Raw genomic sequence first — 14448 nt, 5'->3', positions numbered from 1 at the left:
CAACTGCCAAGCATTTACATTTGCATGCAGTTGGCGTTTATCCCGACCTTTCAGGATTTCTCGAAGACGTGAACAACAACAAGCCCCTTCTCCAGCTGCGTCGCCTGGCGCTGGCCCTGGTGGTCAGTGCCGCTGCCGCCAACAGCTACGCCGACAGCATTCAGATCCAGGCCCAGCCGCTGGCTGCCGCCCTCAAGCAACTGGGCCAGCAGACCCACCTGCAACTGTTCTTCAGCCCGGAGCTGGTGGCCGGCAAGCAGGCCCCGGCGGTGTCCGGCAACCTGGCGCCGGAGCAAGCGCTGCAGCAGCTGTTGCAAGGCAGCGGCCTGACCTATGAGCAATCGGCCGACACCGTGGTGGTGAAGCCAGCTCAGGCGGCCGGTACGATCACCAGCGGCAGCCTGGAGCTGGCGCCCACCGATGTGAAAGTGGTCGGTGACTGGCTGGGCGATGCCCAGCAGAGCGTGGTGCAGAACCACCCCGGCGCACGCACCGTGGTACGCCGCGAGGCCATGCAGGAAAAGGGCACGATGAATGTGCGCGATGCCCTGCGGGGTATCCCCGGGGTGCAAGTGCAGGACTCCAACGGCACCGGCGGCAGCGACCTGTCGCTGAACGTCGGCGTGCGCGGCCTTACCTCGCGGCTGTCGCCGCGCTCCACCGTGCTGATCGACGGCATTCCGGCCGCCTTCGCCCCCTATGGCCAGCCGCAGCTGTCGATGGCGCCGATCTCCTCGGGCAACCTCGACAGCATCGATGTGGTGCGCGGTGCAGGCTCCGTGCGCTATGGCCCGCAGAACGTCGGTGGGGTGATCAACTTCGTCACCCGGGCCATCCCTGAAAAAGCCAGCGGCGAGTTGTCCACCACCCTGGAGACGTCGCGCGATGGCGGCTGGAAGCACACCGAATCGGCTTTCGTCGGTGGCACCGCCGATAACGGCATGGGCGTGGCGCTGCTGTACACCGGGGTGAACGGCAACGGCTACCGTGAAAGCAACAACGGCAACGACATCGACGATGTGATGCTCAAGACCCACTGGGCACCGACCGACGTCGACGAGTTCTGGCTCAACTTCCACTACTACGACGGCCGCGCCGACATGCCCGGTGGCCTGACCCAGGCCCAGTACGACCAGAACCCCTTCCAGTCGGTGCGTGACTACGACTACTTCAGTGGCCGGCGCAAGGACGTGTCGTTCAAGTGGCAGCGCCAGCTCGACGACGCCACCCAGTTCGAAGTACTGACCTACTACACCGACAGTTTCCGCGGCAGCGCCATTGCCGCACGTGACCAGAAGACCCTGTCGTCGTACCCGCGCAACTACCACACCTTCGCCATCGAACCCCGCCTGTCGCGGGTATTCTTCGCCGGCCCCACCACCCAGGAAGTCAGCGTCGGCTACCGCTACCTCAAGGAAGCGATGCGCGAGCAATCCACCCGCCTGGCGCTGATCGACAACGTGCCGACCGTCACCCCGACCTCCGACGGCCACGTGTTCCAGGACCGCAGCGGCGGCACCGAGGCCAGTGCCTACTACATCGACGACAAGATCGACGTGGGCAACTGGACCATCACCCCGGGCATCCGCTTCGAGCACATCAACACTGACTGGCGCGAGCGCCCGGTGCTCGACGCCAACCGCCGCCCGGTGGCGGAAAAGAACCGCAGCATCACCAGCAACGAGCCGCTGCCGGCCTTGAGCGTGATGTATCACCTGTCGGATGCCTGGAAACTGTTCGCCAACTACGAGACCTCGTTCGGCAGCCTGCAGTACTTCCAGCTGGGCCAGGGTGGCACCGGCGACAGCACCGCCAACGGCCTGGAGCCGGAGAAGGCCAAGACCTACGAAGTAGGAACGCGCTATGACGATGGTGGCTTTGCCGGCGAGCTGACGGCGTTCTACATCGACTTCGACGACGAGCTGCAGTACATCAGCAACGACGTTGGCTGGACCAACCTGGGGGCCACCAAGCACCAGGGCATCGAGGCTTCGGCGCGCTATGACCTGGCCGGCATCGACCCGCGCCTGGAAGGGCTGTCGGTGAATGCCGGGTACACCTACACCCGCGCCACCTACGAAGGCGAGATCCCGGGCTTCAAGGGCCGCGACCTGCCGTTCTACTCGCGCCAGGTGGCCACGGCCGGGGTGCGCTACGAAGTCAATCGCTGGACCTGGAACCTGGACGCCTATGCCCAATCCAAGCAGCGCGCGCCGGGCACCGGGATGAACGCAAACGGCAGTTTCACCGGCAACTACATCACCGAGCCGAGCGCCGATGGGCAGTATGGCGATATTCCGGGGTACGTGACCTGGCATGCGCGGGGCGGCTATGCCTTCGGGCCGCAGCTGTCGAACCTGAAGCTGGCGGCGGGGGTGAAGAACCTCTTCGACAAGCAGTACTTCACCCGCTCCAGCGACAACAACTCGGGGATCTATGTGGGTGAGCCGCGCACCTTCTATGTGCAGGCCAGTGTAGGGTTCTGAATTCGACATCGCTGGGACCGCTTTGCGGTCCTATCGCGGCACAAGGCCGCTCCTACAGGGGAACGCAATCCCCTGTAGGAGCGGCCTTGTGCCGCGATAGGGGCGCGAAGCGCACCCGGCTTTTTATCAGGAAACCACCGCCTCGGCCGGCGAAACAATGCAGGTTGTAGCCCCCCGCGACCTGCCCGAACTCAGGTACGCGGCAATCGACTCCTGCGTCACCTCGCCCAGAAACACCTGCTCGGCATCCAGCACCGGCAACCACGCCCGGTTGAATTCGTACATCCGCGACAACAGGATGCGCAGGTGCTCATCAAACGAGGCCGTGGCATTGAACGGCCGCAGGAAGTCGCCACAGGTCCCTTGCTGGCGATGCATATCGCGTCGACGCACATAGCCCAGCGCCTTGTTCTGCCTGTCGGTCACTACCACATAACGGCGGTCATGCTCGTCGAGCAATTCCAGGGCATCGTTCACCGGCGTTTCTGGACTGACCGACGGCGCGTTGTCCGCCGCATCTTCGGCGCGCACCAGCAGCAGGCGCTTGAGGGTGCTGTCCTGGCCGACGAAGTTGCTGACGAAATCGTCCACCGGGTGCGCCAGCAAGGTGTCCGGATGATCCAGCTGCAACAGCTTGCCGGCGCGGAAGATGGCGATCTTGTCGCCCAGCTTGATCGCCTCATCAATGTCGTGGCTGACCATGATCACGGTCTTGTTCAGCGCCCGCTGCATCTCGAAGAACTCGTGCTGGATCATCTCGCGGTTGATCGGGTCGACCGCACCGAACGGCTCATCCATCAACAGCACCGGCGCCTCGGCGGCCAAGGCGCGGATCACCCCGATGCGCTGCTGCTGGCCACCGGACAGCTCGCGCGGGTAGCGCTGCAGGTACTGCTTGGGCTCGAGCTTGATCATGCTCATCAGTTCGCGGGCGCGGTCGTGGCATTTCTGTTTGTCCCAGCCAAGCAGGCGCGGCACCACGGTGATGTTCTCCTCGATGGTCATGTTGGGGAACAGGCCGATCTGCTGGATCACGTAGCCGATATGGCGGCGCAGGGTCACCTCGTCCAGCCCGCTGGTGTCCTCGCCATTGATGAATACCTGGCCCGAGGTGGGGGTGATCAGGCGGTTGATCATTTTCAGGGTGGTGCTCTTGCCGCAGCCCGAAGGGCCGAGGAACACGCAGATCTCGCCTTCGTTGACGGTGAGGCTGACCGCGTCGACGGCTTTGACCTCCTTGCCGTTGGCGTGGAAGGTCTTGCTGAGGTTCTTCAGTTCGATCATGGGCGCAGTCCTTCTGGAGTCAGGGCACGTTGCAGGGTTTGCAGGAGCAGGTCGGCGATGATCGCCAGCAGGCTGACCAGCACGGCGCCGACCAGCAGCATCGACATGTCGCTGCGGCTGATGGAGGTGAGGATGAGCACACCCAGGCCGCCGGCGCCGATGGTGGCGGCGATGGTCATCACGCCGATGTTCATCACCACGGCGGTGCGCACGCCGGCGAGGATCACCGGCACGGCGATGGGCAGCTCGACCATGCGCAGGCGCTGGCCGAAGGTCATGCCGATACCGCGTGCGGCTTCACGGATGCCCGGCTCGACATTGGTCAGGGCCAGGTAGGTGTTGCGCAGGATCGGCAGCAGTGAATAAAGGAACACTGCGGTGATGGCCGGCAGCGGGCCGAGGCCTTGGCCGAATTTCGAGTAGAACGGCAGCAGCAGGCCGAACAGGGCAATCGACGGAATGGTCAGCAGCACCGTGGCACTGGCCTGCAGCGGGCCGGCCAGTGACGGGAAGCGGGTCATCAGGATGCCCAGCGGCACGCCGACGAGGATCGCCAGGCCCACCGCGATGCCGACCAGGGTGATGTGCTGCCCGGTCAGTTGCAGGACCTGGGCCCAGTCCAGGTGGGCGAAGGTGTCGAGCAGGTTCATGGGGTGACCTCGCTGAGTGGGTGCGCTTGCAAAAAGGCAGCGGCGACCACGGCCGGGCTCTGGTGCTCGACATCGACCTTGGCGTTGAGCTGGCGCATGGTCTCGTCATCCAGCTGTTCGGCCAGCGGCTTGAGCAGCGCGGCCAGTTGCGGATGAGCATCGAGCACGGCCTGGCGCAGCACCGGGGCGGCGGTGTAGTCGGGGAAGTAGTGCTTGTCGTCTTCGAGCAGCTTGAGGTTGAACGCGTTCAGGCGCCCGTCGGTGGTGTAGACCAGGCCGGCGAACACCTGGTCGTTGCGCATCGCGGTGTACACCAGGCCGCCATCCATCTGGCGGATATTGCGCCGGTCCAGCGGCAGGCCGTACGTCTCGCGCAGGCCGACCAGGCCATCGGGGCGGTTGGCGAACTCGGTGTCCAGCGCTACCAGGTGCAGACGTTGGTGCTCGTCGTGCAGTACCTGGTTGAGGTCGCTGATGGTGTTGACCTGCGGATAGGCCTCGGCCACCTGCTTGGGCAGGCCCAGGGCATAGGTGTTGCTGAACTTCGACGGGGTCAGCCAGACCAGGCCCTTTTTGGCGTCGAGTGCTTTCACCCGGGCGTAGGTGGCGTCTGCGTTGGGCATGCGCTCGTCGATATGGTTGTAGGACACCAGCGACACGCCGGTGTATTCCCACATCAGGTCGAGCTGGCCGGTCTCCTGTGCCTGGCGCGCGATGTTGCTGCCAAGGCCGGTGGTCACCCGTACCTCGAAGCCGTTGGCACGCAGGTATTGGGCGGTGATTTCGGCGAGCACGGTCTGTTCGGTGAACATCCGCGCGCCGACGTGGATCAGCGGTTTTTCCGCTGCCTGGGCAAATCCTGCGCAAAGCAGGGCCGCGCCCAGCAGCAAGGCGATTGTCTTGTTCATGGGTTCCCTTGTTCTAGTGGGCCAGGCCACGTTCCAGCCAGCGCTTGCTGGAGGCACTCACCAGCGCGTCGAGCGCCAGGGCCAGCAGTGCGGTGCAGGCGGCGCCGAGCAACAGCTGCGGCTGGTTGTTCAGGGCGATGCCGGGGAAGATCAGGCTGCCCAGGCTGTTGGCGCCAATCAGGAACGCCAGCGGCGCGGTGCCCACGTTCAACGCCAGGGCCACCCGCACACCGCCGACGATGATCGGCACGGCATTGGGCAGTTCCACTTGCCACAGCTGCTGGCGCGGGGTCATGCCGATGCCGGTGGCGGCTTCCTTGAGCGAGGCAGGGACGTTTTTCAGGCCCTCGTAGGTGTTGCGCACGATGGGCAGGAGGGAGGCGAGGAACAGCGCGAAGATCGCAGGGCCTGCGCCGATGCCCAGAACGCTCAGGGCGATGGCCAGGACGGCCAGAGGGGGGATGGTGTTGCCAATGTTGAAGAACTGCATGAAGCGTTCGGCTTTGTCGACCCGCTGCGGTCGACTCAGGGCAATGCCGGCGGGGATGCCCACGGCCAACGCCGCCGCCATCGAAGCCAGCACCAGGACCAGGTGCGCTTGCAGGTAGAAACCCAGATCGTCGCGGTAGCGGGCGATCGTGTCGATGCCGATCCAGTGGACCAGCAGGGCCAGGATGACGAGCACGGCGGCCCATCCCAACAGCCCTTTTCCGTAGCGTGCAGCCACAGGTGGACTCCTTTTTGTCGTCGGCGACCGCACTCCCGTGTGGCCGGCCATTCCTGGCGGCGGGCGGTGTGGTCGCGAGTAGCAGCGTGATGCGTGGCATCAGGCCATGAGCCGAACCCCGTCAGGTCCGAAATGCAGGTGAAACCAGCCCTGAAGCGAAGCGGCTTGCAGGGGAGTGGACGTCTCCGTGGGCGTAAAGGTTCCCATCTGAGGCGGCATTTGGCCAGTGTTAATCACTGGGAGTTAGCGAAAAATGCAAGAAAAAACAGCGTATTGAATCGCTGCAGGCGTTGAAGTAACTGCCTTGTAGCCTTTTGTCGTGATAAAGCAATTGTCTGCTGCATTTGTTGTGGCTGTACCGGCCCTTTCGCGGTCAAGTCGCATCGGCGCACGGCCGCTCCCACAGGTACTGTATGGGGTTTAGGGTGGTGGAGATCCTTGTGGGAGCGGGCTTGCCCGCGAAGAGGCCGGGCCTGCAACCACTCATTCTGCCGATTTTGGTCTCGCCCCAACTTCAGGTATGATACCGCCCCATTTTTAATCCCCCAGTCAGGCGATTTCCCATGACCAACCAGGCCGCCGAAGTCGCGAAGCGCCGCACTTTCGCCATTATTTCCCACCCCGACGCCGGTAAGACCACCATCACCGAGAAGCTCCTGCTGATGGGCAAGGCGATCTCCGTCGCGGGCACCGTGAAGTCGCGCAAGTCCGACCGCCACGCCACCTCCGACTGGATGGAAATGGAGAAGCAGCGCGGCATCTCCATCACTACCTCGGTGATGCAGTTCCCCTACCGCGAGCACATGATCAACCTGCTCGACACCCCCGGCCACGAAGACTTCTCGGAAGACACCTACCGCACCCTGACCGCGGTGGACTCGGCGCTGATGGTGCTCGACGGCGGTAAAGGTGTAGAGCCGCGCACCATCGCCCTGATGGACGTCTGCCGCCTGCGCGACACGCCCATCGTCAGCTTCATCAACAAACTCGACCGTGATATCCGCGACCCGATCGAACTGCTCGACGAAATCGAGGCGGTATTGAAGATCAAGGCCGCGCCGATCACCTGGCCGATCGGTTGCTACCGCGACTTCAAGGGCGTGTACCACCTGGCGGGCGACTACATCATCGTCTACACCCCGGGCCACGGCCACGAGCGTACCGCGGTGAAGATCATCGAAAAGCTCGACTCCGATGAAGCCCGCGCGCACCTGGGTGACGAATACGAGCGCTTCCTCGAGCAACTGGAGCTGGTGCAGGGCGCCTGCCACGAGTTCGACCAGGACGAGTTCATCAGCGGCCAGCTCACCCCGGTGTTCTTCGGTACCGCCTTGGGCAACTTCGGTGTCGACCATGTGCTCGACGCGGTGGTCGACTGGGCACCGCGCCCGCTGCCTCGGGTCGCTCACGAGCGTACCGTGGAGCCGGTGGAAGAGAAGTTCTCGGGCTTCGTGTTCAAGATTCAGGCGAACATGGACCCAAAACACCGCGACCGTATCGCCTTCATGCGCATCTGCTCGGGCAAGTACGAGAAGGGCATGAAGATGCGCCACGTGCGCACCGGCAAGGACCTGCGCATCGGCGATGCGCTGACCTTCTTCTCCTCTGAGCGCGAACAGCTCGAAGAGGCCTTCGCCGGCGACATCATCGGCCTGCACAACCACGGCACCATCCAGATCGGCGACACCTTCACCGAAGGCGAGGCGCTGGGCTTCACCGGTATCCCGCACTTCGCCCCGGAGCTGTTCCGCCGCGTGCGCCTGAAGGACCCGCTGAAATCCAAGCAGCTGCGCCAGGGCCTGCAGCAGCTGGCCGAAGAGGGCGCCACCCAGGTGTTCTTCCCCGAGCGCAGCAACGACATCATCCTCGGTGCGGTCGGTGTGCTGCAGTTCGACGTGGTCGCCAGCCGCCTGAAGGAAGAGTACAAGGTCGAGTGCGCCTACGAGCCCATCACCGTGTGGTCGGCGCGCTGGATCAGCTGCGATGACAAGAAGAAGCTCGAAGACTTCCAGAACAAGGCCATGGAGAACCTGGCCATCGACGGCGGCGGCCACCTGACCTACCTGGCGCCGACCCGGGTCAACCTGTCGCTGATGGAAGAGCGCTGGCCGGATGTGAAGTTCCGCGCTACCCGCGAGCATCACTGATATTTCAGCGCCTTCACCCAATCCTGTGGGAGCGGGTTTACCCGCGAATGCGATGTTGAATTCACCGACGCATTCGCGGGTAAACCCGCTCCCACAGGGACCGCGTGAGACTTAATTACCTGCCTTGATGCTGGTCCAGATCCGTGTCCTGATGCGGTCGATCTTCGCCGGCATCGCCTCCAGGGCATACAGCTTGCCCATCACATCCTCGCTCGGGTAGATCATCGTGTTGGCTTTCATGGCCGGGTCCACCTGCGTATCGGCCTGCTGGTTGCCATTGGCGTACTGCACGAAATTGCTGATGCCCGCCATCACCTCAGGCTGCAGCAGGTAGTTCATGTAGGCGTAGCCCGCCTTTTCGTCCGGGGCATCGGCCGGCATGGCCACCATGTCGAACCACATCGGCGCGCCTTCCTTGGGGATCGAATACCCCACCTTCACCCCGTTCTTCGCCTCTTCCGCGCGGTTCTTCGCCTGCAGCACGTCCCCCGAGAAGCCCACCACCACGCATACATCGCCATTGGCCAGGTCGCCGGTGTACTTCGATGAATGGAAGTAGCTGATGTACGGGCGCACCTTCATCAGCAACGCCTTGGCCTTGTCGTAGTCGGCGGGGTTCTGGCTGTGCTGGGGCAGGCCGAGGTAATGCAGGGCGATCGGCAGCAGTTCGGGGCCGTTGTCCAGCACCGCCACGCCGCAGCTTTTCAGCTTGCCGATGTACTCGGGCTTGAAGATCAGGTCCCAGGAATCGACCGGCGCGTTGTCGCCCAGCACCGCCTTGACCTTGTCGATGTTGTAGCCGATGCCGGTGCTGCCCCACAGGTACGGGAAGCCGTACTGGTTGCCCGGGTCGTTGACCTCCAGGGCCTTGAGCAGCACCGGGTTGAGGTTCTTCCAGTTGGGCAGCTGCGACTTGTCGAGCTTCTTCAGGGCCTTGCCCTGGATCTGCCTGGCCATGAAGTGGTTGGAGGGGAACACCACGTCGTAGCCGGAGTTGCCGGTCATCAGCTTGCCGTCGAGGGTTTCGTTGCTGTCGAACACGTCGTAGGTCGGCACGATGCCGCTGGCTTGCTGGAAGTTCTTCAGGGTGTCGGGGGCGATGTAGCTCGACCAGTTGTAGATCTTCACCGAGTCGGTGGCACTGGCCACGCCGGCGGCCAGCATCAGGGGAGCGAGAAGGAGCGTGCGCATGTCGGGTTTACCTTGCTTTGTCTGTTGTTATCGAAGGCAGGCGATCAGCGGATCAGAAGATGAGGACGTAGGTCTTGCGCACGGTCTCCTGGATGTCCCAGGTGCCGAGGCTGTTGGCCGGTAGCATCAGGGCGTCTCCGGCTTCTATGGTCAGGGGCTCGCCACCGTCGGGGGTGAAGGTGCAGCGGCCCTTGATGAAATGGCAGAACTCCTGTTGCACGATCTGCCGCCGCCAGCGCCCGGGGGTGCATTCCCAGATGCCGGTCTCGACCCCGTCGCTGCGTTCGACGGCGGTGACTGAGGCGATGGAGACCGGCTCGCCAAGGGGCACGGCGACCGGGTTGGAGCTGTCCAGGATGGCGCTGTCGGTGTGCTTGAACTGGGTGATGCTCATGACCGGTGGATCCTGTTGTGGTGGAGGGAGAAGTCAGTGCATGAAGCCTTCCATGAAGTCGGCCAGCCCGCTGGCCAGGCGACGCCGCCAGGGGGCGCTGGCCGGGCTGGCGAGGGTCCGGTCCTCGTGGACGAAACTCTGGATGATCGCGTTGTAGCCCAGCCAGCGGCACGGCTCGGGCGGCCAGCTGGCCAGGCTGGCCAGCGGGCGGTTGTCGTGTACCCAGGGCTGGGCGGTGAGGGCGTTGTGCTGGCCGAGGATCAGCGCGGCCAGGGTGCGCCCGCCGAGGTTGGTGGCCCCGACGCCTTCGCCGCCGTAGCCGCCGGACAGGGCGATGCCACGCTGGCGGTCGCAGAGCATGTGCGGCCTGAAGCGTCGGGCCATGCCCAGGTTGCCGCCCCAGGAATGGGTGATGCGCACGTGCTTGAGTTGCGGGAACAGTTCGCCGAACAGGTAGCGGCGCAGCTCGACCTCGCTGTCGGTGAGGGTGAAGTCTTCACGCAGCCGGCCGCCGAAGCGGTAGCCACCGCGGGCGCCGAATACCAGGCGGTTGTCGGCGCTGCGCTGGCCGTAGGTGACCTGGCGGCTGTTTTCGCTGAAGGCCTGGCCCTGGCTGAGGCCGATCTGTTCCCAGGTCGATTCCGGCAGGGGTTCGGTGGCCACCAGCAGGCTCTGCACGGGCAGTTGATGGCGCCCGAGCGGCGGCAGGCTGGCGGCATAGCCTTCCACCGCCGGCACCACCCAGTGGCTGCGAATACGCGCCAGTGGTGTGCGGACTTCACCGGTATGCCAGTCGATGGCCGGAGTGTTTTCGTAGATGGCTACGCCCAGGTTTTCCACAGCTCGGGCCAGCCCCCGCACCAGCTTGGCCGGCTGGATGGTCGCGGTGTGCGGGCTGAAGATCGCGCCGTAGGGGTTGCTGATGCGCAGGTGGGCATCCAGCTGCTCGGGGCGCAGCCAGTGGTAATCGGCCTCGGTCATGCCCTGGCGGTACAGGTCGTCCAGCCAGGCGCGCAGGCTGCGTTCCTGTTCCGGGTAGCGGGCCGCGCAGTAGAGTACGCCGCCCTTGCGGTAGTCGCAGTCGATGCCTTCGCGCTGCAGCACGCTGTGCACTTCGTCGGGGACGCCGTGCAGCAGGTCGATGCTGGCGCGGCGCTGTTGTGGTGACAGGCTGGCCAGCAGGCGGTCTTCACCCAGCAGGTTGCCCATCAGCCAGCCGCCATTGCGCCCGGAGGCGCCAAAGCCGGCGATGTTGGCCTCGATCACCGCGATGTTCAGCTGCGGGGCCTGGCGCTTGAGGTAATAGGCGGTCCACAGGCCGGTGTAGCCAGCGCCGATGATGCACACATCGACGTCCAGGTCTTCGCGCAGTGCCGGGCGTGCGCACAGCGGCTCGTCAAGCTGGTCCATCCACAGGCTGATCGTGCGCAGGGGTTGCATCGGGTCGGGCTCCACATCCGTCTTGGTCTGTGGGCGATCCTATTAGCGTGGTGCGATGGCTGTCTTACGTGCGTGCACGCAGGGAAATTTGCTTGAGGTAGGCCTTGGGCGACAACCCGGTGTGTTCGCGGAAGCACTTGTAGAACGCCGACAACGAGTTGAACCCGGCATTGAATGCCAGACGGTCGATCGGGGCCTCGGCGCTGCCGTTGTCCAGGCTGGCCATCAGGTGCTGCAGGCGCGCCTGGTTGACGTAGCGGTAGAAGCTTTGGCCCAGCACCTGGTTCAGCAGGTAGGAAATCTGGTTGCGGCTGTAGCCGCTTTCGTCGGCCACCTGCTGCAGGTCCAGCTCGGGGTCCAGGTAGGGGCGCTGGTGATCGAAGTAGTGCTCCAGGTCCTGGGCCATGGTCGACAGCTGGCGCGGCGACAGGCCCAGGCGGCTGGTGGCCGGGCGTGGGCCGCCCGCCTGGTTGCCCTTGGCGTGCTGGCGCACCAGCGTTGCGTACTCGTTGATGCGCCAGATCAGCCCATCCTTGACGGTGATCGCCTCGCTGGACTGGAACGCCACCAGCCCTTCGCCGCCTTGCACCGTGACCTGGTACTGGATGAACGCAGTACAGCCGTCAACGCGGATACGGTCGCTGTGGACGATGTCTTCGCCGGCCTCATGGGGCAGGCAGGCGCGCACATAGTCGCGCAGCTCGTCAAAGCCGAGCACGCGGTTCTGGAAGAAGTCGTGGTACTGGATATCCGGGTGGTACAGCGCCATCACCCCGTCCAGGTCGCGATGCTTCCAGCACAGGTGGTAGCGCATGACAGTGTCGGCGGTGAGCGGGGTTTGCCCGGGGCCGTCGGGGAGGGTGGTCGAAGTCATGGGAGCGATAGTGCATTGGCCCGCTGGCGGGTGACAAGGCCAGGCATTGCAGAACGCCTCGGGGATGGGCGGTGATCCGGCATTTTGCACGGTGGCCCAACGGGGCTTAACGGCTAAGGCCTTGTTTCATATGGATGTCATTTTTTGACACAACTGGCATGAGCGCTGCACGGACCTTGGTAGATCACGAACGAGGAGAAGCATCATGCGCTCGATACTGTTGTGGATGATTGGTGTGCCGATTCCGGTGATCATCCTGATCTGGTTCTTTATGCATTGAGATCCCCGGGGCCGCTTCGCGGCCCTTTCGCGGCACTAGGCCGCTCCTACAAGGGACTGCGATCACCTGTAGGAGCGGCCTAGTGCCGCGAAAGGGCTGCCAAGCAGCCCCAGCAATCTAAAGGTTAAAGAAACTGCTCGGCGTAGTGGCAGGCCACCTGGCGGGTACCCACCTGCCTTAGCGCCGGTACCTCCTTGGCGCAACGCTCGGTCGCATACGGGCAACGCTTGTGGAACGCGCAGCCATCCGGCGGGTTCAGCGGGTTAGGCAGCTCACCGGCGATGCGGATCTTCGGCTTCAGCGGGTCCGGATGGATCGCCGGCGTCGCCGACAGCAGCGCTTGTGTATACGGATGCAGGGGTTTTTCGTAGATATCCTCCTTCGGCCCCATCTCCGCCGGCCGGCCCAGGTACATCACCAGCACCTGATCAGCCACATGGCGCACCACCGCGAGGTTGTGCGAGATGAACACGTAGGCGGTGTTGAACTCCTTCTGCAGATCCATGAACAGGTTCAGCACCTGGGCCTGGATCGACACATCGAGCGCCGAGGTCGGCTCATCCGCCACCAGCACCTTGGGCTGCAGCATCATCGCCCGGGCCAGGGCGATGCGCTGGCGCTGGCCACCAGAGAACATGTGCGGGTAGCGCTGGTAGTGCTCGGGGCGCAGGCCCACCTGCTCCATCATCTTCTGCACTTTCTCGCGGCGCTCGGCCTTGCTCAGCGAGGTGTTGATCAGCAGTGGCTCGGCCAGCTGGTCGCCGATCTTCTGCCGTGGGTTGAGCGAGGCGTAGGGGCTCTGGAACACCATCTGCACATCGCGGCGCAATTGCTTGCGCTGGTCCTTGCCGGCGCCTTTGACTTCAGTGCCGGCGATCTGCAGCGAGCCGGACGACGGCTCCTCGATCAAGGTCAAGGCGCGGGCCAGGGTGGACTTGCCGCAGCCAGACTCGCCGACCACGGCCAGGGTCTTGCCGGCCTCAAGCTCGAATGACACGCCATTGAGCGCACGCACCAGGGCGTGGCCTTTGAACAGGCCGCGGGACACTTCGTAATGACGGGTCAGCTCACGGGCTGAAAGAACGACGGCCATCACGCCACCTCCTGGTTGAGCGGGTAGAAGCAACGCACCAGGCTATGGGCCTGTGGGTCGAGGGCGGGGCGCTGCCGGCGGCAGTTGTCCTGCACATAGGGGCAGCGAGGCGACAGCAGGCAGCCCTGCGGGCGGTCGTAGCGGCCGGGGACGATGCCGGGCAGGGTGGCCAGGCGTTCGGCGCCGATGCTGTGCTCGGGGATGGCCGCCAGCAGCGCTTCGCTGTAAGGGTGGGCGGGGATGTCGAACAGCTCTGGCACATGGCCGACCTCGACGGCCTGGCCGGCATACATCACGCACACGCGCTTGGCAGTCTCGGCGACCACGGCCAGGTCGTGGGTGATCAGGATCAGCGCCATGTTGCGCTCTTTCTGCAGGTTGACCAGCAGCTCCATGATCTGCGCCTGGATGGTCACATCCAGTGCAGTGGTCGGTTCGTCGGCGATCAGCAGCTTGGGTTCACCGGCGATGGCCATGGCGATCGCCACCCGCTGGCTCATGCCACCCGACAGTTGGTGCGGGTAGGCGTCCAGGCGGCTTTCGGCGCCCGGGATCTCGACTTTTTTAAGCAGCTCCAGGGCCCGCTGGCGCGCAGCCTTGCCCTTGAGCCCGAGGTGCTGGCGCAGCACTTCCTCGATCTGGTAGCCCACGGTGTAGCTGGGGTTGAGCGCGGTCATCGGGTCCTGGAAGACCATGGCGATGTCCTTGCCCACCACCTTGCGCCGTTGCCGGCCGCTGAGCTTGAGCATGTCGGTGCCGTCGAAGGTGAGGGCATCGGCGGTGATGCGCCCAGGGGCGTCGATCAGGCCCATCAGGGCCATCATGGTGACGGACTTGCCGGAGCCGGACTCGCCGACGATGGCGAGGATCTCGCCGGCGTCCACGTTCAGGTCCAGGCCGTCCACCACCGGTACCGCATTGGCGTCGCCGAAGCGCACGTTCAGGTTGTTGATCTGCAACAGTGACATGGCGTT

General features: G+C 64.4%; 12 protein-coding genes. 2 read left to right on the top strand and 10 right to left on the bottom strand.

Annotated features, from left to right (window positions below):
- Positions 1–68: 68 nt before the first annotated feature.
- On the top strand, positions 69–2486 hold the full coding sequence (locus L6D77_RS10150; protein ID WP_232883076.1) for a TonB-dependent siderophore receptor: 2418 nt from the start codon (positions 69–71) through the stop codon (positions 2484–2486).
- A 126-nt stretch (positions 2487–2612) separates the two neighbouring features.
- Here L6D77_RS10150 and L6D77_RS10145 read toward each other — a convergent pair whose 3' ends face one another.
- Genes L6D77_RS10145 through L6D77_RS10130 form a run of 4 tightly spaced genes read right to left on the bottom strand, consistent with a single transcriptional unit; the run spans position 2613 to position 6055 of the window.
- A complete protein-coding gene (locus L6D77_RS10145) occupies positions 2613–3770 on the bottom strand; it encodes an osmoprotectant ABC transporter ATP-binding protein OsmV (protein ID WP_232883077.1) in 1158 nt (385 codons plus the stop codon).
- Entirely contained in the window at positions 3767–4420 is a 654-nt protein-coding gene (locus tag L6D77_RS10140; RefSeq protein WP_153787441.1) for an ABC transporter permease, read from the bottom strand. Before L6D77_RS10140 ends, L6D77_RS10145 begins: the two co-directional genes overlap by 4 nt.
- Positions 4417–5328: a glycine betaine ABC transporter substrate-binding protein gene (locus tag L6D77_RS10135; protein WP_232883078.1), complete on the bottom strand. Its 912-nt coding sequence runs from the start codon at positions 5326–5328 to the stop codon at positions 4417–4419. Before L6D77_RS10135 ends, L6D77_RS10140 begins: the two co-directional genes overlap by 4 nt.
- Before the next feature lie 13 nt (positions 5329–5341).
- The gene (locus L6D77_RS10130) at positions 5342–6055 is read right to left on the bottom strand and encodes an ABC transporter permease (protein ID WP_232883079.1); all 714 of its coding nucleotides are present in this window, start codon (positions 6053–6055) and stop codon (positions 5342–5344) included.
- 563 nt (positions 6056–6618) lie between these two features.
- Between L6D77_RS10130 and L6D77_RS10125 the strand changes: the two genes are divergently transcribed.
- Positions 6619–8202 carry a peptide chain release factor 3 gene (locus L6D77_RS10125; RefSeq protein ID WP_232883080.1) on the top strand — a complete coding sequence of 528 codons (1584 nt, stop codon included), beginning with the start codon at positions 6619–6621 and terminating at the stop codon, positions 8200–8202.
- A gap of 111 nt (positions 8203–8313) precedes the next feature.
- On the opposite strand, the gene L6D77_RS10120 is transcribed toward L6D77_RS10125, so the two are convergent.
- The 6 genes from L6D77_RS10120 to L6D77_RS10095 form a co-directional block, all read right to left on the bottom strand.
- Positions 8314–9393 (bottom strand): polyamine ABC transporter substrate-binding protein, encoded by a 1080-nt coding sequence (locus L6D77_RS10120; protein ID WP_232883081.1) that lies wholly within the window; start codon positions 9391–9393, stop codon positions 8314–8316.
- 52 nt (positions 9394–9445) lie between these two features.
- Entirely contained in the window at positions 9446–9787 is a 342-nt protein-coding gene (locus L6D77_RS10115) for a cupin domain-containing protein (protein WP_232883082.1), read from the bottom strand.
- Between the two features lie 33 nt (positions 9788–9820).
- Positions 9821–11227, bottom strand: coding sequence for an NAD(P)/FAD-dependent oxidoreductase (locus L6D77_RS10110; RefSeq protein ID WP_232883083.1), 1407 nt, complete (start codon positions 11225–11227; stop codon positions 9821–9823).
- A gap of 64 nt (positions 11228–11291) precedes the next feature.
- Positions 11292–12101, bottom strand: coding sequence for a helix-turn-helix domain-containing protein (locus L6D77_RS10105; RefSeq protein WP_232883084.1), 810 nt, complete (start codon positions 12099–12101; stop codon positions 11292–11294).
- Between the two features lie 404 nt (positions 12102–12505).
- Positions 12506–13474: a peptide ABC transporter ATP-binding protein gene (locus L6D77_RS10100; RefSeq protein WP_232883085.1), complete on the bottom strand. Its 969-nt coding sequence runs from the start codon at positions 13472–13474 to the stop codon at positions 12506–12508.
- Complete coding sequence (locus L6D77_RS10095) at positions 13474–14442, bottom strand: ABC transporter ATP-binding protein (protein ID WP_232883086.1); 969 nt, start codon at positions 14440–14442, stop codon at positions 13474–13476. The genes L6D77_RS10100 and L6D77_RS10095 overlap by 1 nt, the downstream gene beginning before the upstream one ends.
- Positions 14443–14448 lie beyond the last annotated feature (6 nt).

It is taken from the genome of Pseudomonas parasichuanensis (assembly GCF_021601385.1).
In the GTDB taxonomy this organism is placed as follows: Bacteria; Pseudomonadota; Gammaproteobacteria; order Pseudomonadales; family Pseudomonadaceae; genus Aquipseudomonas; species Aquipseudomonas parasichuanensis.
The sequence above is the reverse complement of the archived record's forward strand: the minus strand, read 5'-3'. Positions and strand labels throughout refer to the sequence as shown.